Raw genomic sequence first — 24,351 nt, forward strand, 5'->3', positions numbered from 1 at the left:
AGAGGAATTTTCGGGGCCTTTCACGGCCAGGCCAGCAGGGCCCGCTCCGCCACCGCCTCCAGCTCTTCCCGGGTGGCCCCGTCGCGCGACTGCTGGGACATCCCCTGGAGCACGGCCCCGGCGTAGCGGGCCAGCGCCCGCGCGTCCGTGTCCGCGGGCAGCTCGCCGGTGGCGATGTCGGCGCGGATCCGGCTCTCGAAGAGCTCCAGGTTGGTGTTGCGGCGCTCGCGCAGTGCCTGGGCCACCTCCTCCGAGGTGGTGTTGATCGCCGCGCTGATCACCATGCAGCCCGGCGGGTGGGCCGGGTCGGTGTAGACCTCGGCCGCCTCGCGCAGGATGCGCCCGACGGCGGCGCGGGCGGTGGGCTCCTCGGCGAGCGCCACGCCGGCGAAGTCGCCGTACCGGCTCCCGTACACCACGACGACCTCGTCGAAGAGCTTGCGCTTGTCGCCGAAGGCCGCGTAGAGGCTGGGCGCGCTGATGCCGATCGAGGTCGTCAGGTCGGAGATCGAGGTCGCCTCGTAGCCGCGTTCCCAGAAGGCCGTCATCGCCTTGTCCAGGGCGGCGTCGCGGTCGAAGGAGCGGGGTCTGCCGCGCTGTCCGGTCACCATCCGCTCATTCTATAGCGGGCGCTAGTGAATCTGATACGGTCCTTTCTGTAGCGACCACTAGCGAATGCGGAGGGGGGCGCGTCATGGGCGTGCTCGAAGGAAAGACGGCACTGGTCACGGGCGGCAGCCGGGGCATCGGCCGGGCCGTGGCGGAGCGGCTGGCACGGGACGGGGCACTGGTGGCGGTGCACTACGGCCGCAACGCGGCGGCGGCAGAGGAGACCGTCGCGGCGATCGGGGCGGCCGGCGGGCGGGCCTTCGCCATCCGGGCCGAGCTGGGGGTCCCGGGGGACGCGCAGGCCCTCTGGGAGGCGTACGGGGCCCATCCCGCGCACACGGAGGCGGTGGACATCCTCGTCAACAACGCGGGGGCGGCGACCTTCGCGGGGATCGCGGACACCGACGAGGAGGCGTACGACCGGGCGCACGCGCTGAACGCCAAGGCGCCGTTCTTCGTGATCCAGCACGGGCTGGCGCGGTTGCGGGACGGGGGCCGGATCGTGAACGTGACCGGCACCCCGGACCTCGCGCTGCCGGCGATCCTCGCGACGGTCATGGCGAAGGGCGCGGCGAACGCCATGACGCGCTCGCTGGCCGCCGAACTGGCGCCGCGCGGGATCACCGTGAACTCGGTCGGGCCGGGGATCACCGAGACGGACCTGAACGCGGCCCTGCTCGGGGACCCCGGGACCCGGGCCCACCTGGCCGCCCGCTCGGTCTTCCACCGGGTGGGCACGGCGGAGGAGGTGGCGGACGTGGTGGCCTTCCTGGCCTCGGCGGATTCCCGCTGGGTCACGGGCCAGCACCTGGACGCCACGGGCGGCCTGCAGTTGGCACTGATCTAGGGGGGTCTTTCGGATCTTGTCGGCCGAGCAGCGCGGGCCCGGCAAGATCCGATGGACACACCCTGGGCCGGACGGCGCTACGGCCGTTCGGAGGGGATGGAGCTGGGGACGGTCGGGAGCACGACGCCCCGCGGGGGCTCGGGCGGCCCTTCGCCCGCCGCCGCGATCCCCATGAGGTCGGGCAGCTCGTAGGGCTCCGCACCGTCGAGGTCGACCTCGTAGCCGATGTCCCCGAGGCTCGCCGCCGTCAGTCGGCTCAGCGGGTTGCCGGCCGCGGCGATGGTCGGCGACATCAGCTCGTTGCCGAAGACCGTCTCTCGCCAGTGACTGCCCGCGCTGCCGGTGTCGCCGACGTTCGCGACCGGGACCGGGAGGGGCTGCCCCGCACCGCGGAGAATGCCGAACTCGGCCATGGCGCCCGGGCCGACGAAGGTGGGGTTGCCGGGAGCGAGGACCGGGGGCCAGTCCTTCAGCAGGCCGAAGGCGCTCCAGACGAATGCGCCGATCCCCAGGCAGTGACCCATCTCGTGGGTGATGACGTCGAGCAGCGAGCCGTCGTCTTCCATCTGGCCGAGGTCGGCCTTGTCGAACCGCATGACGGCCTTCGCCGGGAGACCCGCCCCGGCGAGCGCCGTCTGCGGCCGGAAGATGCGCGGCCCGGCCTCGCCGAGGACGCCGAAGACGCCGTCGAGGAAGACCCCTTCGGCGTCGATCAGGATGTCGTCGACGACCACCTCGCCGCTGAAGTCGCGGATGATCGCGGTCTCCAGGTCACCGACGATGACCCGTGCCCAGCGCTCGGCCGCCTCGGCGAAGACGTCCTTCTGGCTGTTCGACAGCCCTGCGATGAAGCGGACCTCGATCTGGAACGGGGAGGAGGTCTCCGCGAGATCGGCGGCGCGCGTGGCGCTCGCCACGGCTCTGTAACTCTCGAAGGTGTAGGTCGGATTCCTGGCCATGACCACCACTCCAATCGCACATAGCACGATTTACCTACCAAAGCCACCTTATGCGACAAAGGAGTTGTAGACAGGGCAACCAATCGCAGGTCAGACCGGCTGTAGCACCGTGCACCGCATCGGCCTCACGGGTGACCCCCGGGAGGCCGGACGCCTGGATCGGGATCACCATGGAAAGCGTCGAGACCCCCGCCGCACCCGGCTCCCTCTGCTAGATTGGTCTATACCACACCACCTCTCCAGATCGGCAGGCCCCGCGTGGAAGTTGTCATCGTCCCGGACGCCAAGGCAGGCGGCGAGCTCATCGCGGAGGCCATGGCCGCCCTGGTACGCCGCAAGCCCGACGCCCTGCTCGGCGTGGCGACCGGCTCTACCCCGCTGCCCGTCTACGAGGCGCTCGCGCGCAAGGTCGGGGCGGGTGAGGTCGACGCCTCCGCGGCCCGGATATGCCAGCTCGACGAGTACGTCGGCCTGCCGGCCGGGCACCCCGAGTCCTACCGCGCCGTCGTGCTGCGCGAGGTCGTCGAGCCCCTGGGACTGACCGAGGCCTCCTTCATGGGCCCCGACGGTTCGGCCGAGGACGTCGTCGCCGCGTGCGAGGCCTACGACCGTGCCCTCGCCGAGGCCGGCGGCGTCGACCTGCAGCTGCTGGGCATCGGCACCGACGGGCACATCGGCTTCAACGAGCCCTGCTCCTCCCTGGCCTCGCGCACCCGCATCAAGACGCTGACGGAGCAGACCCGCGTGGACAACGCGCGCTTCTTCGACGACGACCTGGAGCAGGTGCCGCACCACGTCATCACCCAGGGCATCGGCACCATCCTCGACGCCCGCCACCTGGTGCTGCTGGCCACCGGCGAGGGCAAGGCCGAGGCCGTCGCGCAGACCGTCGAGGGGCCGCTGTCGGCTCTGGTACCGGCGTCCGCGCTGCAACTGCACCGGCACGCCACCGTCGTCGTGGACGAGGCCGCCGCCTCGAAGCTCAAGCTGGCCGACTACTTCCGCCACGCCTACGCCAACAAGCCGTCCTGGCAGGGGCTGTAGACCCCGCAACGCGCCGAGGGCCGGGCACCCCCGCGGGGGAGCCCGGCCCTCGGCGCATACGCGGCGGAGCCGGGCACCACCCCTGTGACAGGTGCCCGGCTCCGGTTCCGCGGCGCGTCACACGGCCGTGACGGCCCCCGCGACGACCTCGGCGGCGGCGCGTCCGCAGACGCGCGCGGCACCGTGCGTGGCGATGTGCAGGGCTCCTCGCGGCTCGGCGCGCGGCAGCCCCATCTCGACCACCACCGTGTCCGGCCGGGCCTCGACCAGGGTGTCCAGCACCTCGGCCATCCACGGGTGGCGGTGCGCGTCGCGGACCACCGCGACGACGGTCCGCTCCCCCGCCGCCGCCAGGATCTCCGCGGCGGTGGCGCCCTGCGGGTAGAGGTCCGAGGCGGTGTCCGGCAGCAGCGCGGCCAACTCGGCGGCCGGGCCCCAGGGGGTCTCGTCGCCGACGGCGATGTTCGCGACCGGGGTCAGGGTCGCGACGTACGGGCCGGTCAGCGGGCCCGCCGTACCGGTGACGAGGAGGGCCCGGCGGGCGGCGGTCAGGCCGATGCCGGACGCGCGGCTCCCCTCCGGCCGCGCGTCGGGCCGGGCCCCCTGGGTCCACGCGGCCAGCGCGCGGACCCGGGCGGCCGCGTCGGCGAGGCGCTCCTGGGGCAGCGTGCCCTCCCTTACGGCCGCGACCAGGGCGTCGCGCAGCCGCAGGACGGTGTCCTCGTCGGCGAGTCCGCCGCCGACGCAGATGGCGTCGGCGCCCGCCGCGATGGCCAGGACCGAGCCGCGCTCGATCCCGTAGGTCCCGGCGATGGCGTGCATCTCCATGCCGTCGGTGACGATGAGGCCCTCGTAGCCGAGTTCCTTGCGCAGCAGCCCGGTCAGGATCTGCGGGCTGAGCGTGGCCGGGCGGGTCGGGTCGAGGGCGGGCACCAGGATGTGCGCGCTCATCACGGCCTTCGTCCCGGCCTCGATGGCGGCCTTGAACGGTACGAGTTCCCGTGCGGCGAGGGTGTCGAGGTCGACGTCGATGCGCGGCAGGGCGTGGTGGGAGTCGACGTTGGTGTCGCCGTGGCCGGGGAAGTGCTTGGTGCACGCGGCGACGCCGGCCGCCTGGAGCCCCTCGACGTAGGCGGCGGTGTGCCGGGCGGCGAGGTGGGTGTCGGCGCCGAAGGAGCGTACGCCGATGACCGGGTTGTCCGGGTTGGAGTTGACGTCGGCGGAGGGGGCCCAGTTGAGGTTGACCCCGCACTCGGCGAGGCGGCGGCCCAGCTCGTGGGCGACGTCCCGGGTCAGGCGGGTGTCGTCGACGGCGCCGAGGGCCAGGTTGCCGGGGAAGGACGAACCGCCCCGGACCTCCAGGCGGGTGACGTCGCCGCCCTCCTCGTCGATGGCGACGAGGACGTCGTCGCGTTCGGCGCGCAGCTGCGCGGTCAGCGCGGCGAGTTGCCCGGGCGAGGCGATGTTGCGGCCGAACAGGCCGACGGAGGTGAGGCCTTCGCCGATCCTGCGGAGCAGCCATGCGGGGGCGGTGGTGCCCTCGAAGCCGGGCTGGAGGACGGCGAGGGCGTCGCGCGTGACCTCGTCGGAGGCGGTGGCGCGGTGCGCAAGGACGGTCATGTGGGCGTCATCCCTTCACGGCGCCGGCGGTCATGCCGCCGACTGCCTTGCGCTGGAGGAAGATGAAGATCAGCAGGACCGGGACCGCGAAGAGCGAGGAGGCGGCCATGGTGGCGCCCCAGTCGTTGCCGAAGGCGGACATGAACTCGGTCAGCCACAGGGGCAGGGTCTGCGCGGTCTTGTCCTTGTTGAGGATCAGGACCATGGCGAACTCGTTCCAGGCCGTGATGAAGCCGAAGAGCGAGGTGGACATCAGGCCGGGGGCCAGCAGCGGGAAGATCACCTTGCGGAAGGCCTGGCCGCGGGTGCAGCCGTCGATCTGGGCGGCTTCCTCCAGGGTCACCGGGACGGCGGCGATGAAGCCGCGCAGGGTCCAGATGGTGAAGGGGAGGATCATCACGAAGTAGATGGCGGTGAGCAGCGGGAGGCTGTTCAGCATCTCGCCGTCGCGGGCGATCATGTACATCGCGATGACCATGACCTCCCAGGGGGCCATCTGGGCCATCATCACGGTGAGGACCAGGCCCTTGCGGCCCTTGAACCGCATCCGGGCGATGGCGAAGCTCGCGGCGAGGGCGACGAGCAGGGCCAGCAGGACGGCGCCGACGGTGACCAGGACGCTGTTGGTGACGTACGTCCAGAAGTTCTGGACCCCGGTGGCCTTGCCGAAGTTGTCCAGCGTCGGCGTGAAGACGAAGACGGGGTCCTTCGTGAGCATCTGGTCGGACGGCTTGAGGGCCGACGAGAACATCCAGTACACGGGGAAGACGAAGACCAGGGCCAGCAGGAGGGCACCGAGGTTCTTGGCCACGGCTGCGGGGCGCACCGGGCGGCGGGTGCGGAGCTGCTGTGCGGGCCTCTCGGGAGCCGCGGGCTTCGGGGCGGTGGTCGTGCTCACTGCTCCTCCTCCTGCTTCAGGATCAGGCGGAAGTAGAAGGACATGACGATCACGAGGATCACGATCGTCAGGACGGAGATCGCGGCGGCGAGGCCGTAGTGGGCCTGGCTCTGGCCCTCGACGTAGGCGAAGACCGGCAGGATCTCGGAAGCGCGGTCCGGGCCGCCCTTGTTCATCGCGTAGACCTGGGTGAAGGCCTTGAACACCCAGATCACCTCAAGGAAGGTGGTGATGAGGAAGAAGGGCTTCAGGTTCGGGAAGACGATCTTCCAGAAGGTCTGCCAGCCGTTGGCGCCGTCCATGCGGGCGGCCTCGTACAGCTCGGCGCCGACCGTGGTGAGGCCGGCGTACATGTTGAGGGCGACGAAGGGGATGGAGCCCCAGACCACCAGGATCGTGACGATCACCATGGTGGAGAGGCCGGTCTCCATCCAGTTGTGCTGTTCGTAGCCGGAGAAGCCGGCGGTGCGCATGACCCAGTTCATGACGCCGAACTGCTCGTCGAACAGCCAGCGGAAGACCTGTACCGAAGCGACGATGGGCATGGCCCAGGCCATCACCAGCGCCATCGAGAGGACCAGGCGCATCTTCTTGCCGAGCTTGTTGAGCAGGATGCCGATGAGGCTGCCCAGCACCATGATCAGCGCGACGTTGGCCAGGGTGAAGGCGAAGCTGCGGACGACGACGGTCCAGAAGTCCGGGTCGCCGAGCAGCTCGGTGTAGTTGTCGAATCCCGCGAAGGGGTACTTGCGCTGGATGAACTCGACCTTGTTGATGTCCTGGAGGGACAGGATCACGTTCTTGATCAGCGGGTACAGCAGGAGCGTCGCGAGGGCGAGCACCGCGGGCGCGACCAGCAGGTAGGGCAGCCACCCGGTGGGGAGCGACTTCCCGCCCCCGCGAGGCGGCCTGGCGCCGGGGCCGGTTGCTGGGGCCGGCGTCTCGGGCAGTCCGGCGGACTTCGGTGGTGCGTCCTGTGGAGCGCTGGTCACCGCTCCCTGGGAGTGCACGGTCATGGCTTGGCTTCCTCGCGGTTGACTGTGGAGTCAAAAGCGCGACCGGGGGCGCGGCGGGTGTCCGGGCACCTGCCGCACTCCCCGGTGCGTTCACACTGCTGGGTCGTGCGGGTACTGCGGGGCGGGACTACTTGTTGATGCGCTTGGCGATCTCGGCGTCCGCGTCCGCGCCGGCCTTGGCCGCGTCCTCACCCTTCAGGACCTTGGTCATGAACTCCTTGATGGGGTTCGGCTCGGTCTCGACGTTCGCCCAGCCCGCGGTGACCGGGGTGATCTTGCCGTTGACGCCGGCCTTGCCCATGGCCTCGGCGAAGGAGCCCGCGGCGGGGGTGAAGTTGGCGGCGGCCTGGTTCGGCAGCAGCGCGCCCTTGGTCTCGGCGGCGTACTTGGTCATCTGGTCCTTGCCGGCGGCGAGGGCCAGCCACTCCTTGGCGAGCTCCTTGTTCTTGGAGCGCTCGGCGACGGCGAGGTTCGAGCCGCCGAGGAAGACGGTGCTGGTCTTGTCGGCGGTCTTGCCCGGGATCGGGAAGTAGCCGAAGTCGGCTTCCTTGCCCGCCTCCTTCAGGGCCTTCTCGGCGCCGCCGGCCTCCCAGCCGAGACCGATCCAGGAGGCGACGCCGCCCTTGGGGACGATGTCGGTGGACTGCTGCGGGTTCGCCTCGTCCTTGTCCTTGGGGGCGGTGGAGTAGGACTGGATCTTCTTGTAGAACTCCATCGCGGCGCCGGCCTGCGGGGTGCCGAGGCCGCCCTTCCACTTGGCGCCGTCCTTGACGGCGAGGTCGCCGCCCTCGTCCCAGATGAGACCGGCGAGGACGTACCAGCTCTGGCCGGGCAGGTAGATGGGCTGGGTGGCCGGGTCGGCCGCCTTCAGCTTCTCCAGGCCGGCGACCCACTCGTCGCGGGTGGTGGGCGGGGTGACGCCGGCCTTCGCGAAGGCCTTCTTGTCGTAGATGACGACGCGGTTGGCCGCGTACCAGGGGGCGGAGTAGAGCTTGCCGTCGACCTCGGCCGAGGCGAGCATGCTCTTCTGCCAGGCGTCGGCGCCGAGCTGGGCCTTCTCCTTGGTCAGGTCGGCGAGACCGCCGGTGACCGCGTAGCCGGCGGTCTGGGTGTTGCCGAGCTCAAGGACGTCCGGAGGGGTGTTCTCGGAGAGGGCCGTGGTGACCTTCTCCTGGATGCCGGTCCACTTCTGCTCCTCGACCTTGACCGTCACACCGGGGTGCTTGGCCGAGAACTCCTTGTTGACCTCGTCGATCCAGGCCTTCGGCGCGGAGCCGTCCATGACCCAGACGGTGATCTCCTTGGGACCCGCGTCGGCCTTGGCCTTGTCGTCGTCCCCATTGCCACACGCCGCGAGTCCGACCATCATGCCCGCGACACCGACCGCCGCGATGAGCTTGCGCTTCACGCCACCCTCCTCAGGGATGCCTGCCTGCACTTCCCTTGCCCGCCGCGGTGACATACGCGAAGTACTGCCGTGGGGCTGGGATCTGATCCATATTGGTGTAGACCAGTAGCTGGAGCTTGGCCTAGACCTTTAGGGGTGTCAAGGGTCTAATGAGCGGGTGCCCGGTCCGTTATCGGACCGACACCTGGGGAGAGAGAAGGCCTGTACCCCCAGTCGTGTCACCATGTGACCGCACATATCGGAGGAGCCGGTGACGGCAGCGAAACTGGAGTCGGGAAGGCGGGCGGCGATGGCCACCGAAGGGGCACTCACGGAGCCGGACGGCGGGGCAGCCACTCGCACGGCGCGTGTACCCAAGTACTACCGACTCAAGCGGCACTTGCTCGACATGACCGAGACGCTGCCGCCCGGCACCCCGGTACCGCCGGAGCGCACGCTCGCGGCCGAATTCGACACCTCGCGCACCACGGTCCGCCAGGCCCTCCAGGAACTGGTCGTGGAGGGACGACTGGAGCGGATCCAGGGCAAGGGCACCTTCGTCGCCAAGCCCAAGGTCTCGCAGGCCCTGCAACTGACCTCCTACACGGAGGACATGCGGGCCCAGGGCCTGGAGCCGACCTCGCAGCTGCTGGACATCGGGTACGTGACCGCCGACGACACCCTCGCCGGACTGCTCAAGATCAACACCGGTGGCCGGGTGCTGCGCATCGAGCGCCTGCGGCTGGCCAGCGGCGAGCCGATGGCCATCGAGACCACCCACCTCTCGGCCAAGCGCTTCCCCGCGCTGCGCCGCTCGCTCGCCAAGTACACCTCCCTCTACACCGCCCTCGCCGAGGTGTACGACGTCCACCTCGCGGAGGCCGAGGAGACGATCGAGACCTCCCTGGCCACCCCGCGCGAGGCCGGCCTGCTCGGCACCGACGTCGGGCTGCCGATGCTGATGCTGTCCCGGCACTCCCTGGACGCCGACGGCGAACCGGTGGAGTGGGTGCGGTCGGTGTACCGCGGCGACCGCTACAAGTTCGTCGCCAGGCTCAAGCGCCCCGCCGTCTGAGCCACGTCCCCCCGGCCCCCGCGCAGCGGATTCCCGCGACCGGAATGCGGACGGGGTCTTACGTTCACCAGGCAATCCCCCGTAGATTCCGCCTGCTTACGCAGATGATCGACGAGGGGACGAGGGTCATGCCTGAACCGGAAGCAACAGGGACACAACGGGACACGGCGAGTCCGGGAACCCCATCGGGCTCGCCCTCCCCCAAGTCCATCGCCGTGTGGGTGCTCGTCGGGCTCGTCGGCGCCATCGGCTGGGGCGTGCTGGCGCTCTCGCGCGGCGAGGAGATCTCCGCGGCCTGGCTGCTCGCCGCCGCGCTGGGCTCGTACGCCATCGCCTACCGCTTCTACGCCCGCTTCATCGCGCAGCGCGTGCTGAAGGTCGACGCGACGCGGGCCACCCCCGCCGAACGCCTTGACAACGGTGTCGACTTCCATCCCACCGACCGCCGGGTGCTCTTCGGCCACCACTTCGCCGCCGTCGCCGGTGCCGGCCCGCTCGTCGGCCCCGTCCTCGCCGCGCAGATGGGCTACCTGCCCGGGACCATCTGGATCGTCGCGGGCGTGATCTTCGCCGGCGCCGTCCAGGACATGGTGACGCTGTTCTTCTCCACCCGCCGCGACGGCCGTTCGCTCGGCCAGATGGCTCGGGACGAGATCGGCCCCGTGGGCGGAGCCGCCGCCCTGGTCGCCGTGTTCGCCATCATGATCATCCTGCTGGCGGTGCTGGCACTGGTCATCGTCAACGCCCTGGCGCACTCCCCCTGGGGCGTCTTCTCCATCGGCATGACCATCCCGATCGCCGTGTTCATGGGCTTCTACCTGCGCGTCCTGCGGCCGGGCCGGGTCACCGAGGTCTCCCTCATCGGTGTCGCCCTGCTGCTGCTCGCCATCGTCGCGGGCGGCTGGGTCGCCGAGTCCTCCTTCGCCGGGACCTTCACCCTGGAGAAGGAGACGCTCGTCATCTGGATGGTGGTGTACGGCTTCCTGGCGTCGGTCCTCCCGGTGTGGATGCTCCTCGCCCCGCGCGACTACCTGTCCACCTTCATGAAGGTCGGCACGATCGCGCTCCTCGCGATCGGCGTGGTCATCGCCATGCCGACGCTGAAGATGCCCTCGGTCACCGACTTCGCGGCACGCGGCGACGGCCCGGTCTTCGCCGGGTCGATGTTCCCGTTCGTCTTCATCACCATCGCGTGCGGCGCGCTCTCGGGCTTCCACGCCCTGGTCTCCTCGGGCACCACCCCGAAGATGATCCAGAAGGAGACCCAGGTCCGCATGATCGGCTACGGCGCCATGCTGACCGAGTCGTTCGTCGCCGTCATGGCGATCATCGCGGCCTGCATCATCGAGCCCGGCCTCTTCTTCGCCGTCAACTCCCCTCCCGGAATCATCGGCACCACGGTCGAGTCCGCCTCGCAGGCGGTGACGAACTTCGGCTTCGCCATCTCGCCCGAGGCGCTCACGCAGGCCGCCAAGGACGTCGAGGAAGCCAGCCTGCTGTCCCGCACCGGCGGCGCGCCGACGTTCGCACTCGGAATGTCGGAGATCTTCTCCTCCGTCATGGGCGGCGCCGGGATGAAGGCCTTCTGGTACCACTTCGCGATCATGTTCGAGGCTCTCTTCATCCTGACGACGCTCGACGCGGGCACCCGCGTGGGCCGCTTCATGCTCCAGGACACCCTCGGCAACGTCCACAAGTCCTTCAAGGACGTCAGCTGGAAGCCCGGCGTGTGGTTCGCGAGCGCGATCGTGGTCGGCGCGTGGGGCTACTTCCTGTGGGTCGGCATCAAGGACCCGCTGGGCGGCATCAACCAGCTCTTCCCGCTGTTCGGCATCGCCAACCAGCTGCTCGCCGCGGTGGCCCTGGCCGTCTGCACCACGCTGCTGGTCAAGTCCGGGCGGCTCAAGTGGGCGTGGGTGACGGGCGTCCCGCTGGTCTGGGACGCCACGGTGACCCTCACCGCCAGCTACCAGAAGGTCTTCTCCGACGACGTGAAGGTCGGCTTCTTCGCCCAGCGCGACAAGTACCAGGCGGGCATCGACGCCGACAAGGTCATCGCCCCGGCCAAGAACATGGACGACATGCACACCGTGGTCACCAACGCCACGGTGGACGGCGTCCTGTGCGCCCTCTTCGCCCTCCTGATCATCGTGGTCCTCGCGGACGCCGCCCGGACCTGCCTCAAGGCCGTCCGCGACCCGGGGTCGGCGACCCTCTCCGAGACCCCGTGGACCGAGTCCGAGATCGTGGCCCCGGCCGGCCTGATCGCCACCGCCGAGGAGCGGGCGCAGCTCGCCGCGGCGGCGGACCGCGACTCCGGCGGCGGGCAGGTCAAGGAGCCGGTCGGGTGAGCGGCGTACGCGCCGTGCTGGCCCGGGCCAGGTTCTACGTACGGGAGTTCTCCGGGGAGGCCGCATACGACCGGTACGTGGCCCACGCCCGCTCCCACGACCCGGACGCGGAGGTCCTGACCCGCCGCGCCTTCGAACGCGCCCGCACGGACGCCCGCGAGGCGGACCCCCGCGAGGGCTTCCGCTGCTGCTGAGGCCCGAGCACACCGAAGGCTCCGCCGCTCCCCGCGGCGGGGCCTTCGCGCTGTTCGGCGCACCCGGTCCTTCCGGCGACGGCGGCACCCGCCGACACCCGTCCTGCACACTCGACCGCATGGACATCACGATCAGAGCGGTCCAGGACGCCGACTACGAGACGCTGGGCGAGATCACGGCGCAGGCCTACCTCGCCGACGGGCACCTGGACTTCAACGAGGACGACGCCTACCTGAACGTGCTGCGCGACGTGGCCGGGCGCGCCGCCCTGGCCGAGGTGCTCGTCGCCGAGCGCGACGGGCGGGTGCTCGGCGGGGTGACCTTCGCCGCACCCGGCAGCCCGCTCGCCGACATCGCCGGCCCGGACGAGGCGGAGTTCCGGATGCTGGCGGTGGCCCACGCGGCCCGCGGCCAGGGCGCAGGCGAGGCCCTGGTGCGGGCGTGCATCGAGCGGGCGCGGGCCGTGGAGGGCGTCACGGGCGTCGTGCTCTCCACCCAGCGCAGCATGGCCGGGGCCCACCGGATCTACGCGCGCCTGGGTTTCGTACGCACTCCGGAGCGGGACTGGGCGCCCATCGAAGGCCTGACACTCCTCACGTACCGACTCAAGCTGTAGCCACGCCGACACTACATGTGGGGGTTGCCGCACAAGGCCGCCCCCACATGTATGCTCATGCCTGCTGTCGCCGCAGGGGAATCCGGTGGGAATCCGGAACTGTCCCGCAACGGTATGAAGTGTCCGACAACCGGACACCAAGTCCGATGACCTGCCGTCAGCGCGCCCGGATCGACCGAACCGGGTGCCGACACGTCCGGGCCTCGCGGTTGGGCCGGTGGACGCCATGCGGTGTGCCCGTTCCTGCCACGCACGCATGCGCCCGCGCCCGCCGCCGATGACCGGGCCGAGCGAGGGAGAGCTCCCGCCGTGACCATCGCGCCTTCCGCACCGCGCGCCGAGTCCGTTTCTGGCGACAACACCGAGGGCCCGGGGGCCACGCTGCTGCGTACCCTCACCGAACTTACGGCGGACCTCCCCGACACCGACCCCGGCCGCGTCGCCGCCGCCGCGCTCCGCGGCCGCAGCTCCGCCGCCGACGAGGCCGAACTGCGCGGGCTGGCCACCGAGTCCGCCGCCGGTCTGATCTCCGAGGACCCCGCGTACTCGAAGCTCGCCGCCCGCCTGCTGACGCTGGCCGTGCGCGACGAGGCCGCGAGCCAGGGCTCCACCTCCTTCTCCGCCTCCGTCGAGGTCGGCCACCGCGAGGGCCTCATCGCCGACCGCACCGCCGCGTTCGTGCGTGCGCACGCGAGCCGCCTGGACGCGCTGGTCGAGCACACCCTCGCCGAGGGCGCCGACGACCGCTTCGGCTTCTTCGGCCTGCGCACCCTGCACAGCCGCTACCTGCTGCGCCACCCCATCACCCGTCAGGTCATCGAGACCCCGCAGTACTTCATGCTGCGCGTGGCCTGCGGCCTCGCCGCGGACGAGAGCGTCCAGGCCGTCGAGGAGGTGGCCTCGCTGTACCGGCTGATGAGCCGCCTCGACTACCTGCCCTCCTCCCCCACCCTCTTCAACTCCGGCACCCGGCACCCGCAGATGTCCTCCTGCTACCTGCTGGACTCCCCGCTGGACGAGCTGGACTCGATCTACGACCGCTACCACCAGGTCGCGCGCCTGTCGAAGCACGCGGGCGGCATCGGCCTGTCGTACTCCCGCATCCGCGCCCGCGGTTCGCTGATCCGCGGCACCAACGGCCACTCCAACGGCATCGTGCCGTTCCTGAAGACGCTCGACGCCTCCGTCGCCGCCGTGAACCAGGGCGGCCGCCGCAAGGGCGCCGCCGCGGTCTACCTGGAGACCTGGCACGCGGACATCGAGGAGTTCCTGGAGCTCCGCGACAACACCGGTGAGGACCAGCGCCGCACCCACAACCTCAACCTCGCCCACTGGGTCCCGGACGAGTTCATGCGCCGCGTGAACGCCGACGCCGAGTGGTCGCTGTTCTCCCCGGCCGACGTGCCCGAGTTGGTCGACCTGTGGGGCGACGCGTTCGACGCCGCCTACCGCAAGGCCGAGGCCGACGGTCTCGCCCGCAAGACCATGCCCGCCCGCGACCTGTACGGCCGGATGATGCGCACCCTGGCGCAGACCGGCCAGGGCTGGATGACCTTCAAGGACGCCTCCAACCGCACGGCGAACCAGACCGCCGAGCCGGGCACGGTCGTGCACTCCTCGAACCTGTGCACCGAGATCATCGAGGTCACCAACGACGGCGAGACGGCCGTCTGCAACCTCGGCTCGGTCAACCTCGGCGCCTTCGTCCTCACGGAGACCGGTGAGATCGACTGGGAGCGCCTCGACGAGACCGTCCGCACCGCGGTGACCTTCCTCGACCGCGTGGTGGACATCAACTTCTACCCGACCGAGCAGGCCGGCCGCTCCAACGCCCGCTGGCGCCCGGTGGGCCTGGGCGCGATGGGCCTCCAGGACGTCTTCTTCAAGCTGAAGCTGCCCTTCGACTCCCCGGAGGCGAAGGCCCTGTCCACCAAGCTCTCCGAGCGCATCATGCTGGCCGCGTACGAGGCCTCCTGCGACCTCGCCGAGCGCAGCGGCCCGCTGCCGGCCTGGGAGCAGACCCGTACCGCCCGCGGCGTCCTGCACCCGGATCACTACGACACCGAGCTGAACTGGCCGGAGCGCTGGGACGCGCTGCGCGCCCGCGTCGCCGAGACCGGCATGCGCAACTCCCTGCTCCTCGCCATCGCCCCGACGGCGACGATCGCCTCGATCGCCGGCGTGTACGAGTGCATCGAGCCCCAGGTCTCCAACCTCTTCAAGCGCGAGACGCTGTCGGGTGAGTTCCTGCAGGTGAACGGCTACCTGGTGGAGGAGCTGAAGGCCCTCGGCGTGTGGGACGCCCAGACCCGTGAGGCGCTGCGCGACTCCTCCGGCTCGGTACAGGGCTTCGGCTGGATCCCGGCCGAGGTCCGCGAGCTGTACCGCACGGCGTGGGAGATCCCGCAGCGCGGTCTGATCGACATGGCGGCGGCCCGTACGCCGTTCCTGGACCAGTCGCAGTCGCTGAACCTGTTCCTGGAGACGCCCACCATCGGCAAGCTCAGCTCGATGTACGCGTACGCCTGGAAGCAGGGCCTGAAGACCACGTACTACCTGCGCTCGCGCCCGGCGACGAAGATCGCCCGCGCCGCCCAGGCCGCCCCCGCCGCTCCGGTGGCGCTCCCGCAGGCCGTCGACGCCGAGGCGCTGGCCTGCTCCCTTGAGAACCCCGAGTCCTGCGAGGCCTGCCAGTAATGAGCTCCACCGACAAGAAGAACCTCCTGGACCCGGGCTTCGAGCTCACGCTCCGTCCGATGCGCTACCCGGACTTCTACGAGCGCTACCGGGACGCGATCAAGAACACCTGGACCGTCGAGGAGGTCGACCTCCACTCGGACGTCGCCGACCTCGCGAAGCTGACGCCCGCCGAGCAGCACATGATCGGCCGTCTGGTCGCGTTCTTCGCGACGGGCGACTCGATCGTCTCGAACAACCTGGTGCTGACGCTCTACAAGCACATCAACTCCCCGGAGGCGCGCCTGTACCTGTCGCGCCAGCTGTTCGAGGAGGCCGTGCACGTCCAGTTCTATCTGACGCTGCTCGACACCTACCTGCCCGACCCGGACGACCGCGCGGCCGCGTTCGACGCGGTGGAGGAGATCCCCTCCATCCGTGAGAAGGCGCAGTTCTGCTTCAAGTGGATGGACTCGGTCGAGAAGATCGAGCGGCTGGAGACGCAGGCCGACCGCCGGCGCTTCCTGCTGAACCTGATCTGCTTCGCGGCGTGCATCGAGGGCCTGTTCTTCTACGGCGCCTTCGCCTACGTGTACTGGTTCCGCTCCCGCGGTCTGCTGCACGGCCTGGCCACCGGCACCAACTGGGTGTTCCGTGACGAGACCATGCACATGAACTTCGCGTTCGAGGTCGTGGACACGGTCCGCAAGGAGGAGCCGGAGCTCTTCGACGACGCGCTCCAGCAGCAGGTCACCGACATGCTGAAGGAGGCCGTGGAGGCCGAGCTGCAGTTCGGCCGCGACCTGTGCGGTGACGGCCTGCCGGGCATGAACACCGAGTCGATGCGCGAGTACCTGGAGTGCGTCGCGGACCAGCGCCTGGTCCGTCTCGGCTTCGCGCCGGTGTACGGCTCGCAGAACCCGTTCTCGTTCATGGAGCTCCAGGGCGTCCAGGAGCTGACGAACTTCTTCGAGCGCCGCCCGTCGGCCTACCAGGTCGCGGTCGAGGGCACGGTCGACCTGGACGAGGACTTCTAGTCCGACCGCGCACCCCCGGGTGCACCGAGAGCCGGGACGCGAGGTGATCGCGTCCCGGCTCTTCGCGTTCCGGGGCGGTGAGGACGCCTGCGGGAGGACGTCGGCGGGGCTCAGTGGGCGAGGCGCCGCCGGCGCCAGGCCGCGGACCGCAGACCGTGCCGGTGGCGCGGCGTGGGCGGCATGCCGCCCGCCTTCTGCCGCGGCAGCCACACGAGCCGGGTCTCCACGGCCCGCAGCTGCCGGTCTGTGCGCCGCTCGCGCAGGGCCCCGTACAGGCTGGGGGCGAGGAGCAGGGTGGCGACGGCGAGGACGGCGAGGTAGCTCAGGAACGTGTTCATGTATCCACTGTCACTCCGTTCACGAAACCCGGCCAGTGGCAGGACTGTCATGGAAGGGCGAATTACTGCCACACTGGATCCATGCTGACCAACGTGGCCGTGGCCCTCCTCGACGAAGTGGCCCCCTTCGAGTTCGGAATCTTCTGCGAAGTCTTCGGGATCGACCGCAGCGACCACGGGCTGCCGGTGTACGACTACGCCGTCTGCGCGGCGGAGGACGGCCCGCTGACCATGTCCGGGACCGGTTTCGCGTTCGCCCCCGCCCACGGGCCGGAGCGGCTGGAGAGCGCCGACCTGATCTGCGTGCCCGCCTTCCGCAACGCTTCCGAACGCACCTATCCGGAGCCGCTCCTGGCGGCGCTGCGCCGTGGCGTGGAGCGCGGCGCGCGCGTGCTCAGCGTGTGCAGCGGGGCCTACGTCCTCGGCGCGGCGGGGCTGCTGGACGGCCGGCGCTGCACCACGCACTGGATGCACGCCCCGGCCCTGGCGCGGCGCTTCCCGCGGGCGCTGGTCGACCCGGACGTGCTCTACGTCGACGAGGGCGCGGTGATCACCTCGGCCGGCACCGCCTCCGGCATCGACGCCTGCCTGCACCTGGTCCGCCAGGAGCACGGCGCCGAGGTGGCCAATGCCGTAGCGCGCAGGATGGTCGTACCGCCCCACCGGGACGGCGGGCAGGCGCAGTACATCCAGCGGCCGCTGCCGCGCACGTCCTGCGACACGGTGGGCGGGGTGATCGGGTGGATGGCCCGCCACCTGGAGGAGGAGATCACCGTCGAGCAGCTCGCGGAGCGCGCGCACATGTCACCGCGGACGTTCGCCCGCCGCTTCCTCCAGGAGACCGGCACCACCCCGTACAAGTGGGTGCTGCGCCAGCGGGTCCTGCTGGCGCAGGAGTTGCTGGAGTCCACCGACGACACCGTCGACGCGATCGCCGGCCGCTGCGGCTTCGGCAACGCGGCCGCGCTGCGCCACCACTTCCTGCGGACCCTGGGCACCACGCCGAACGCCTTCAGGCGTGCCTTCCGGGGCCCGCAGGCCGCCTAGGACTGGGCGTTGGGGACGGTCTCGTAGCGCGGGGTGCCCTCCGCCATCTGGCGCAGGGCGTCCTTGCGGTCCCGCTTCGAGAGCCGGTCGATGTACAGGTAGCCGTACAGGTGGTCGGTCTCGTGCTGCAGGCAGCGGGCGAAGTAGCCGGTGCCACGGACCTTGATCGGGTTGCCCTGGGCGTCCTGGCCCTCGACCTCGGCGTAGTCCGGGCGGGCCAGCGAGGCGTACGCCGTCGGGACGGACAGGCAACCCTCGTTGGAGTCGTCCAGCACCCGCGAGCCCGCCGGGAGCTCGACGAGCTTGGGGTTGACCACGACACCGGTGTGGCGCACGCCCTCGTCGTCCGGGCAGTCGTAGACGAAGACCTTGGCGTCCACGCCGATCTGGTTCGCGGCCAGGCCCACGCCCTCGGCCGCCTTCTGGCTGGCGAACATGTCGTCGATCAGCTGGGCCAGCTCGTCGCCGAACTCGGTGACGTCCTTGCACTCGCTGTGCAGGACCGGGTTGCCGACGACCGTGATCGGGCGGGCGGTGCCGCGCTCCCGGTGGGCGAGCTCGCGCGCCTCACAGTCCTCGGTGTCCACGACGTACCCGTCGTTCACGACCTCGCCACCATCGACAACCTGGTTCTCCTGCTGCGCCATGTCCGCCGTACGCCTTCCGTAAGTCCCGGTCACCGGTGGTCGCCGATGGCCACCGATGTGCCCGTACAGCCTACGGCCCCGGCTCAGCAGACTTCTTCGAGATCCCGCCACTCGCGGCTGTCCGGGCTGTCGGCCACCCAGCCGTCGAGGAGTCCGCGCACGAGTCCGGCCGGTGCCGCGATGCCGCATTCGCGCTCGGGCACCCACAGGGATCCGGAGCCCGCCGTCCGGTGCCCCAGCGGTCCGGGGTGGCCCGGCTCGCTGTGGTCGTGCGGGTCCAGGTGCTCGCCGTCGCCCTCGTCGCTCGGCATCTCGCTCTCCGAGCAGGTCCGGCACAGCAGCCGCACCGACGAGGACCAGTCCTCGGCGGCGAAGCCGGCGTCCGAGGCCAGCTGCTCCAGCGCGTCGCGGTCCGCCTCGGTGGCCGCCTCCAGCAGCACCACCCAGGTCGGGACCGGCGAGGGCGCCCACAGCTCGATCTCGTCGAACACCGGGTACGAGGGCCCGGCCGCGGTCACCCGCTCGCCGTGCGGGACCCCGTCGTGGAGGACGACCTCGCCCCAGCGCCGTCCCGAGGAGGGCAGCGGGATCGAGAGGACCTCCAGCCTGGCCGGGTCGAGCCGCCGGCCCCAGACCACCTCGGCCTCGCCCTCGGGCGAGAGCCGCACGGCGGCGCTGCCGAGCTCCATGCCAACCGGCTCGCCGTTCCCGCCGCCGTTCGTCCCGTGGGGGTCTCCGGGCACCTTGAGCCCGTACGCCTGCCACGCCCGGCGGGCCAGCGGCCAGTCCTGGAGCGCGGTGGCGGCGATCCCGACGTTCCACCAGTCGGGGGCTCCGGTCTCGCGGTCCAGCAGGGCCACGGCGCGCAGCCCGGCGGCCCGCGCCTGCTCCCAGTCGTGCCGGAACTTGTGCAGCAGGGCCAGGTTGAACCAGGACTCGGAGAGCCACGGCTCCAGGTCCGCGGCTCTGGTCAGCAGCGCGCCGGCGTCCTCGTACCGCCCGTCGCCGATCAGCGTGAACGCGCGGTCGGTGGCCTGCCGCCACGAGGCGGAGGGCCGATGCCGTACCTTCCCGAAGATCCTCACGATTCCCGCCTGCCTGGGGGCACCTCCCAGCGGTGGCTGGGGGACTACGGTGCAGCCTTGCGGACACTCTTACTGGCATCCAACCATGCCCACTCGGACGGCCGCTCATTACCCATGGGTTACCCAGGTGGGACGGGCACCACTCTGCCACGTCCGCCCCTGGCCAGAACCCTCGCCAGGCACTCCACGACCTCGGGCTGGTAATCCCGGCCGGTGCCCAGGCGGAGCTGCTCCAGGGCGGCCAGTGAGCCGCCCGGGTGACGGTTCCCGCCCACCAGGTCGTCGTACGCGTTCACCGCGCGCACGATCCGGGCCAGCGCGGGCTGCTCCCGGTACGGGTCCGCCTGCCGCTCCACCACCACCGCCACCTCGGCGGGCACCCCGGTCTGCCGCGCCACCTCGCCGCCCAGCCCGGCGATCCGGCGGGCCTCGGCGGCGGGCAGCTCGGCGGTGGCCCCGTCGGGCACCGGGTCGACCAGGGAGAGCTGGCCGATGTCGTGCATCAGGGCGGCGTACTCCAGCACCGTGAGCTCCCGCTCCGACAGGCCCAGCTCCCGGCCGACGGCGCAGCTGAGGGCCGCGACCCGGCGGGAGTGGCCCGGCGGGGTGTATCCGGCGATCTCGGTGGCCCGGGCCAGGGAGGTGATGGTCTGGCGGTAGGTGGTGCGGATCGCGGTGATCCGGTGGAAGGACAGCTGGGTCAGCAGCAGCGGCAGGCTGAAGACGGGGATGGCCCACAGGCCCGCGACGGCCGCGCCGAGCGCCATGACCACGCCGGTGGCGCAGATCGCCGAACCGATGCCGAGCTGGGCGCGCAGCCCGTCGCGCAGCAGCGGCCCGTACGGCCAGCCGGTGCGGGCCCCGGCGAGGGCCGCGGCGAGGACGGCGTCGCACAGGGCGGTGAGGCCCAGCAGGAGCAGCAGGAAGACGGCCAGGTACGGGCCCTGGCCCACCCGGTCCTCCAGCCGCCCGGAGTTGTACAGCGGCTGGAAGCAGGCCGCGGCGAAGGCGACGGTGAGCACCCGGCGGGCCAGGTGGTCCAGGGCGGGCCCGCGGCCGCGGGCGATGTGCGGGACGATCCCCGCGAGGGCGGCCGCGGCGACGACGGTGACGGTCTCCAGCACTCCGTGGTGGGTCGGCTGGCCGGCGTTCTGGCCGAGCAGGGCGTAGGCGAGGGCGCCGGCCGAGCCGAGCGGCGCGGGCTGGTGCTCGGGGGTGTCCGGCCGGTCCCGGCGGGCGAGCTCCCCGACGGCGACCAGGGTGCCGAAGGCCAGGGCGGCGCCGGGCTCGGCCAGCCCGTGCCACAGGGTGTGGGCGAGGGCGACGGCGACGAGCGCGCCCGCCGCGCCGCGCACCGCCAGGGCGGCGGCCCTCACCGCCCGCCCCGGGCGGGGCGGGCCGGCCCCCGGCCACCGCCGGGCGGCGTGACCGGCGGTGCGGGCCGCCCCGGCCCCGGCACCCCGGGAGCAGCCACCCCGGCGGGAGCCGTGTCGCTGATCACCTGGAGGTCGTCGTCGGAGGTGACCACCGGGTGCCAGCCGTGCCGGCCGATGGCGTCGGTGAGGGCCCGTACCATCGCCGGATCGAACTGGGCGCCCGCGCACCGGTCCAGCTCGGCCAGGGCGGTGGGCACCGGCCGGGCCCGGCTGTACGAGCGGGTCGAGGTCATCGCGTCGAAGGCGTCGGCCACCGCCACCACCCGGGCCAGCACGGGGATCTGCTCGCCGGTCAGCCCGTAGGGATAGCCGGAGCCGTCCACCCGTTCGTGATGGTGCAGGATCGCGGACCTGGCCTCCCCCAGGAAGCCGATGCCGCGCACCATCTCGTGCCCGTACTCGGGGTGCAGCTCGATGATCCGCCGCTCCTGCGGGGTCAGGGGGCCGTCCTTGCGCAGCAGCCGGGTCGGGACGCCGAGCTTGCCGACGTCGTGCAGGATGCCGGCGATGCGCACCACTTCCAGGCGTTCATCGGCCATTCCCAGCTCGCGGGCGATCATCGTGGAGGCCTGGCCGACCCGTTCGCTGTGGCCGCGCGTGTAGCGGTCCTTGATGTCGACGGCCTGGACGAGGGCGCGGATGGTGGCGTGGTGGGCGGCGCGCTCACGGTGGTACTGGGCGAAGACCCAGCAGGAGACGTACATCGGCAGCAGGACGAGCAGCGCGGCGGGGACCCCGTACGGGCTGCGCCACATGACGGCCATCATCAGGCCGGCGAGGCCGTGGACGCAGTGCGGGGCGACGGAGCGGGCGAGCAGACCGTGCCGTGCGGTGGCGGCGGGCCTGCGTTCGGCGACGGCCAGGACGGCCCCGTCGAGCGCGGTGATCACCAGGCAGAAGGCGGTGGCCGCCGCCGTCGCGGGGAGCATCGCGTAGGGGAAGTCCGCCGGCCGCGCGGAGGGCCCGCCGCCCAGCGCGGCCGGGCCGGAGAGCAGCCCGAACACCTGTCCCGCGGCCCAGGCGCCCATGGCCTGCTGGGCGCCGTGCCAGACCCGGCGCACCAGGACGGGCCGCTGGACCACGGGGGCGGCGAAGCCGCCGGGCAGCGCCACGAGCGCGGCGGCCGCGGGCGGCAGCAGGAAGACGGCGGCGAGGACCACGGGGAAGAAGGAGCCGATGCCCTCGGGCACCCGCCGGCCCGGCAGCGGGCAGCTCTTCACCAGCTCGCAGCCGAGGTAGAGCCCGGCGAGCAGGGTCACGGCCGGCCAGGACGTGGCGGAATCCGTGAGGGCGGGGGCGGTGCAGGCGAGCGCGGCCAGGACGGCGCAGAGGACGAATCCGCGCGCGGCCGGCGGAAGACCCCGCATGGCGCTCTCCTCCCCTGGGCCGGGCAAGCCGGGTACCGAATCCGACCGGTACCGATTGGGGAGAATAGGTGGGGCCCCGAGCGGGGCGGGCCACATTTTCGTATTGCGCCATGCGGACGCCCCCGGATTAGCACATTCGGGTGAATGAACTGATCTTCCGGGGGCGGCTGTTCAGATGTTCGACGGATACCGGAGCCGTCAGCCGGGAGCGGGATTGTCGGCGGTGACGTCGTGGTCGGGCACCGCCTGACCCGACCGGATCAGCTCGATCCGGCCCATCACCTTCGACCGCAGGTCGGTCGGCACGTCGTCCGACCCGCAGCAGCGCTTGACCAGCTTCTTCACGGCCTGTTCCAGCCCGTACTTCTCCAGACAGGGATTGCACTCGCCGAAGTGGGTCTCGAACTTCGTGCAGTCGCTGTCGGGCATCTCATGGTCGAGGAACTCGTACAGGTGGTCCAGGACCTCAGAGCACTCTGTCTCGTGCGGCTCTCCGCAACTCATGAGCCCGAGCCTTTCCGGTCGTTCGCCTCGCCCGCGCCCGCGGGAACCAGCCCGCGCTCACGGGCGTAGTCCTCCAGCATTCCGCGGAGTTGACGGCGGCCACGGTGCAGTCGCGACATGACCGTTCCGATGGGTGTACCCATGATGTCCGCGATCTCCTTGTACGCAAAGCCCTCTACGTCGGCAAGATAGACCGCGATGCGGAACTCTTCCGGAATGGCCTGCAGGGCTTCCTTCACATCCGAGTCGGGCAGATGGTCGAGCGCCTGCGACTCGGCCGAGCGCAGTCCGGTCGACATGTGCGACTCGGCGCGCGCCAGCTGCCAGTCCTCGATCTCCTCCGCGGCGCTGCGCTGGGGCTCGCGCTGCTTCTTGCGGTAGGAGTTGATGAACGTGTTGGTCAGAATGCGGTACAGCCACGCCTTCAGGTTGGTGCCCTCGCGGAACTGGTGGAAGGACGCGTACGCCTTCGCGTACGTCTCCTGGACCAGGTCCTCGGCGTCGGCCGGATTGCGCGTCATGCGCAGCGCGGCCGAGTACATCTGGTCGAGGTAGCCGAGGGCGTCCCGTTCGAAGCGCGCGTTGCGCTCCGGGGTCGTCTCCTCCGCGTGGCCTTCGTCGGTCCCAGCGACAGGACCCACCTCCTCCGACTGCGTGGCGGCTCCGAAAGCGGATCCGCTCGAATCGGAGAATAGTCGACCTTCCCGGCCCTCCGCCGCCCGAAGCGGGCTGCGCTTGGGCGCGGGCAGCACCGTCCAGTCCAGGTCAGCGGCCTGCGGACGGTTCTGGCTGATGACCTGGGTCATTCGCTCCCTCTCCTCCGACGTTCCGTGTGTACCGACATCTGAGACAACACCGGGGGCGGGGCGGCGCATTCCCCGCCGCGCCACGGGTTTTCGGCCTTCGCCCCTCCGGCGCCGGGACGGTGTGGCCGGTGTCACCCGGGGAGCCGCGCGAGCCACTCCCCGACCGCCTCGGTGATCGTCCGCAGTGCCTCCTCCTGGGTGGTGCCGGCCCTCTTCGGCACCGCGAAGCCGTGATCGCCGTGGGCCACCTCGACGAGCTCGTACGGGTGCCGCCCGGCCGGCGCCGGGAACTCGTCGGGGCGGCCGAAGGGGTCCCGGCCGCCCTGGACCACGAGGGTGGGCCGGCCGGCCCCGGTGAGCTCCTCGGCCCGGGACTTCTCGGGCCGGCCCGGCGGGTGCAGCGGGAAGGCGAGGGCCAGCACGCCGGCGGCGTCCAGTTCCGCGGCGGTGCGGCAGGCCACGCGGGCCCCGGCGCTGCGCCCGCCCGCGACCACCGGCAGCCCGGGACCGGTGAGCGCCGGCCACAGCCCGCGCCAGCCCTCGTCCAGGACCTTGGGCGCGGCGGCGACCTTCTTCCCGGCGACCCGCCAGGGCTGTTCGACGAGCGCCACCGTGATCCCGCGGGCGGGCAGGGCGGCGGCCAGCGCCTGGAGGTCCCGGGCCTCGATGCCGCCGCCGGCGCCGTGGCTCACGGCGAGGACGAGCCGGGCCCCGGGGGCGGTGTGCCAGGTGACGCGGGCCTCGCCCGCCGGGGTGTCGACACTCTGGGTACGCGTGGTCATGCGCCCATC

The 24,351-nt window shown here is 71.4% G+C and carries 23 protein-coding genes and 1 riboswitch; of the genes, 9 read left to right on the forward strand and 14 right to left on the reverse strand.

Annotated features, from left to right (window positions below; all coding sequences use genetic code 11):
• Window positions 1-20: 20 nt before the first annotated feature.
• Window positions 21-611 (reverse strand): TetR/AcrR family transcriptional regulator, encoded by a 591-nt coding sequence (locus tag IG86_RS0111205; RefSeq protein ID WP_030829339.1) that lies wholly within the window; start codon window positions 609-611, stop codon window positions 21-23.
• An 83-nt stretch (window positions 612-694) separates the two neighbouring features.
• On the opposite strand from IG86_RS0111205, the gene IG86_RS0111210 reads away from it, so the two are divergent.
• Window positions 695-1,456, forward strand: coding sequence for an SDR family oxidoreductase (locus IG86_RS0111210; protein WP_030829338.1), 762 nt, complete (start codon window positions 695-697; stop codon window positions 1,454-1,456).
• 77 nt (window positions 1,457-1,533) lie between these two features.
• On the opposite strand, the gene IG86_RS0111215 is transcribed toward IG86_RS0111210, so the two are convergent.
• Window positions 1,534-2,415, reverse strand: a complete 882-nt coding sequence (locus IG86_RS0111215; RefSeq protein WP_037849210.1) for a leishmanolysin-related zinc metalloendopeptidase — start codon at window positions 2,413-2,415, stop codon at window positions 1,534-1,536.
• A 258-nt stretch (window positions 2,416-2,673) separates the two neighbouring features.
• Between IG86_RS0111215 and nagB the strand changes: the two genes are divergently transcribed.
• Window positions 2,674-3,459 carry a glucosamine-6-phosphate deaminase gene (gene nagB / locus IG86_RS0111220; RefSeq protein ID WP_030829336.1) on the forward strand — a complete coding sequence of 262 codons (786 nt, stop codon included), beginning with the start codon at window positions 2,674-2,676 and terminating at the stop codon, window positions 3,457-3,459.
• Window positions 3,460-3,576: 117 nt separating this feature from the next.
• On the opposite strand, the gene IG86_RS0111225 is transcribed toward nagB, so the two are convergent.
• From IG86_RS0111225 to IG86_RS0111240, 4 genes are all read right to left on the reverse strand, one after another.
• Complete coding sequence (locus tag IG86_RS0111225) at window positions 3,577-5,079, reverse strand: glycoside hydrolase family 3 protein (protein ID WP_030829335.1); 1,503 nt, start codon at window positions 5,077-5,079, stop codon at window positions 3,577-3,579.
• Window positions 5,080-5,086: 7 nt separating this feature from the next.
• Complete coding sequence (locus IG86_RS0111230; RefSeq protein WP_173429236.1) at window positions 5,087-5,977, reverse strand: carbohydrate ABC transporter permease; 891 nt, start codon at window positions 5,975-5,977, stop codon at window positions 5,087-5,089.
• On the reverse strand, window positions 5,974-6,993 hold the full coding sequence (locus IG86_RS0111235; RefSeq protein ID WP_030829333.1) for a carbohydrate ABC transporter permease: 1,020 nt from the start codon (window positions 6,991-6,993) through the stop codon (window positions 5,974-5,976). The genes IG86_RS0111230 and IG86_RS0111235 overlap by 4 nt, the downstream gene beginning before the upstream one ends.
• Window positions 6,994-7,120: 127 nt before the next feature.
• Window positions 7,121-8,401: an extracellular solute-binding protein gene (locus IG86_RS0111240; RefSeq protein ID WP_030896564.1), complete on the reverse strand. Its 1,281-nt coding sequence runs from the start codon at window positions 8,399-8,401 to the stop codon at window positions 7,121-7,123.
• 289 nt (window positions 8,402-8,690) lie between these two features.
• Between IG86_RS0111240 and IG86_RS0111245 the strand changes: the two genes are divergently transcribed.
• The 6 genes from IG86_RS0111245 (at window position 8,691) to IG86_RS0111270 (ending at window position 16,330) form a co-directional block, all read left to right on the forward strand.
• Complete coding sequence (locus IG86_RS0111245; protein ID WP_030026774.1) at window positions 8,691-9,455, forward strand: GntR family transcriptional regulator; 765 nt, start codon at window positions 8,691-8,693, stop codon at window positions 9,453-9,455.
• A 104-nt stretch (window positions 9,456-9,559) separates the two neighbouring features.
• On the forward strand, window positions 9,560-11,806 hold the full coding sequence (locus IG86_RS0111250) for a carbon starvation CstA family protein (protein ID WP_385872229.1): 2,247 nt from the start codon (window positions 9,560-9,562) through the stop codon (window positions 11,804-11,806).
• Window positions 11,803-12,000 (forward strand): CstA-like transporter-associated (seleno)protein, encoded by a 198-nt coding sequence (locus IG86_RS0111255; RefSeq protein ID WP_030829326.1) that lies wholly within the window; start codon window positions 11,803-11,805, stop codon window positions 11,998-12,000. Before IG86_RS0111250 ends, IG86_RS0111255 begins: the two co-directional genes overlap by 4 nt.
• 119 nt (window positions 12,001-12,119) lie before the next feature.
• Window positions 12,120-12,617, forward strand: coding sequence for a GNAT family N-acetyltransferase (locus IG86_RS0111260; protein WP_030829319.1), 498 nt, complete (start codon window positions 12,120-12,122; stop codon window positions 12,615-12,617).
• A gap of 51 nt (window positions 12,618-12,668) precedes the next feature.
• Window positions 12,669-12,790, forward strand: a riboswitch (cobalamin riboswitch).
• A 136-nt stretch (window positions 12,791-12,926) separates the two neighbouring features.
• Window positions 12,927-15,314, forward strand: coding sequence for a ribonucleoside-diphosphate reductase subunit alpha (locus tag IG86_RS0111265; protein WP_030829316.1), 2,388 nt, complete (start codon window positions 12,927-12,929; stop codon window positions 15,312-15,314).
• Entirely contained in the window at window positions 15,314-16,330 is a 1,017-nt protein-coding gene (locus IG86_RS0111270; protein WP_030658824.1) for a ribonucleotide-diphosphate reductase subunit beta, read from the forward strand. The genes IG86_RS0111265 and IG86_RS0111270 overlap by 1 nt, the downstream gene beginning before the upstream one ends.
• Window positions 16,331-16,440: 110 nt before the next feature.
• On the opposite strand, the gene IG86_RS38595 is transcribed toward IG86_RS0111270, so the two are convergent.
• A complete protein-coding gene (locus IG86_RS38595; protein WP_051785088.1) occupies window positions 16,441-16,668 on the reverse strand; it encodes a hypothetical protein in 228 nt (75 codons plus the stop codon).
• 81 nt (window positions 16,669-16,749) lie between these two features.
• On the opposite strand from IG86_RS38595, the gene IG86_RS0111280 reads away from it, so the two are divergent.
• Window positions 16,750-17,715, forward strand: a complete 966-nt coding sequence (locus IG86_RS0111280; protein ID WP_030896570.1) for a helix-turn-helix domain-containing protein — start codon at window positions 16,750-16,752, stop codon at window positions 17,713-17,715.
• On the opposite strand, the gene def is transcribed toward IG86_RS0111280, so the two are convergent.
• The 7 genes from def to IG86_RS0111315 all read right to left on the reverse strand — a co-directional run bounded on the left by def (window position 17,712) and on the right by IG86_RS0111315 (window position 24,342).
• Window positions 17,712-18,362, reverse strand: a complete 651-nt coding sequence (def, locus tag IG86_RS0111285) for a peptide deformylase (protein WP_030829311.1) — start codon at window positions 18,360-18,362, stop codon at window positions 17,712-17,714. The two genes, IG86_RS0111280 and def, sit on opposite strands and share 4 nt — an antisense overlap.
• A gap of 83 nt (window positions 18,363-18,445) precedes the next feature.
• Complete coding sequence (locus tag IG86_RS0111290) at window positions 18,446-19,447, reverse strand: tetratricopeptide repeat protein (RefSeq protein WP_030829308.1); 1,002 nt, start codon at window positions 19,445-19,447, stop codon at window positions 18,446-18,448.
• Window positions 19,448-19,566: 119 nt separating this feature from the next.
• Entirely contained in the window at window positions 19,567-20,823 is a 1,257-nt protein-coding gene (locus IG86_RS0111295) for an HD-GYP domain-containing protein (protein WP_030829305.1), read from the reverse strand.
• Window positions 20,820-22,250 carry an HD-GYP domain-containing protein gene (locus IG86_RS0111300; protein WP_030896574.1) on the reverse strand — a complete coding sequence of 477 codons (1,431 nt, stop codon included), beginning with the start codon at window positions 22,248-22,250 and terminating at the stop codon, window positions 20,820-20,822. Before IG86_RS0111300 ends, IG86_RS0111295 begins: the two co-directional genes overlap by 4 nt.
• A gap of 198 nt (window positions 22,251-22,448) precedes the next feature.
• Entirely contained in the window at window positions 22,449-22,754 is a 306-nt protein-coding gene (gene rsrA / locus IG86_RS0111305) for a mycothiol system anti-sigma-R factor (protein ID WP_030658812.1), read from the reverse strand.
• Window positions 22,751-23,395: a sigma-70 family RNA polymerase sigma factor gene (locus tag IG86_RS0111310; protein ID WP_030771483.1), complete on the reverse strand. Its 645-nt coding sequence runs from the start codon at window positions 23,393-23,395 to the stop codon at window positions 22,751-22,753. Before IG86_RS0111310 ends, rsrA begins: the two co-directional genes overlap by 4 nt.
• A 296-nt stretch (window positions 23,396-23,691) precedes the next feature.
• Window positions 23,692-24,342, reverse strand: coding sequence for an alpha/beta hydrolase family protein (locus IG86_RS0111315; RefSeq protein WP_030829298.1), 651 nt, complete (start codon window positions 24,340-24,342; stop codon window positions 23,692-23,694).
• Window positions 24,343-24,351: the final 9 nt, after the last annotated feature.

It is taken from the genome of Streptomyces virginiae (genome assembly GCF_000720455.1).
GTDB lineage: Bacteria > Actinomycetota > Actinomycetes > Streptomycetales > Streptomycetaceae > Streptomyces > Streptomyces virginiae.

Bases quoted from the DNA above. Each gene is read 5' to 3' on its own strand.
- IG86_RS0111205 (WP_030829339.1), bottom strand. From the start codon at position 611: ATGGTGACCGGACAGCGCGGCAGACCCCGCTCCTTCGACCGCGACGCC.
- IG86_RS0111210 (WP_030829338.1), top strand. From the start codon at position 695: ATGGGCGTGCTCGAAGGAAAGACGGCACTGGTCACGGGCGGCAGCCGG.
- IG86_RS0111215 (WP_037849210.1), bottom strand. From the start codon at position 2,415: ATGGCCAGGAATCCGACCTACACCTTCGAGAGTTACAGAGCCGTGGCG.
- IG86_RS0111225 (WP_030829335.1), bottom strand. From the start codon at position 5,079: ATGACCGTCCTTGCGCACCGCGCCACCGCCTCCGACGAGGTCACGCGC.
- IG86_RS0111235 (WP_030829333.1), bottom strand. From the start codon at position 6,993: ATGACCGTGCACTCCCAGGGAGCGGTGACCAGCGCTCCACAGGACGCA.
- IG86_RS0111245 (WP_030026774.1), top strand. From the start codon at position 8,691: ATGGCCACCGAAGGGGCACTCACGGAGCCGGACGGCGGGGCAGCCACT.
- IG86_RS0111250 (WP_385872229.1), top strand. From the start codon at position 9,560: ATGATCGACGAGGGGACGAGGGTCATGCCTGAACCGGAAGCAACAGGG.
- IG86_RS0111260 (WP_030829319.1), top strand. From the start codon at position 12,120: ATGGACATCACGATCAGAGCGGTCCAGGACGCCGACTACGAGACGCTG.
- IG86_RS0111270 (WP_030658824.1), top strand. From the start codon at position 15,314: ATGAGCTCCACCGACAAGAAGAACCTCCTGGACCCGGGCTTCGAGCTC.
- IG86_RS38595 (WP_051785088.1), bottom strand. From the start codon at position 16,668: ATGAACACGTTCCTGAGCTACCTCGCCGTCCTCGCCGTCGCCACCCTG.
- IG86_RS0111280 (WP_030896570.1), top strand. From the start codon at position 16,750: ATGCTGACCAACGTGGCCGTGGCCCTCCTCGACGAAGTGGCCCCCTTC.
- def (WP_030829311.1), bottom strand. From the start codon at position 18,362: ATGGCGCAGCAGGAGAACCAGGTTGTCGATGGTGGCGAGGTCGTGAAC.
- IG86_RS0111300 (WP_030896574.1), bottom strand. From the start codon at position 22,250: ATGCGGGGTCTTCCGCCGGCCGCGCGCGGATTCGTCCTCTGCGCCGTC.
- rsrA (WP_030658812.1), bottom strand. From the start codon at position 22,754: ATGAGTTGCGGAGAGCCGCACGAGACAGAGTGCTCTGAGGTCCTGGAC.
- IG86_RS0111315 (WP_030829298.1), bottom strand. From the start codon at position 24,342: ATGACCACGCGTACCCAGAGTGTCGACACCCCGGCGGGCGAGGCCCGC.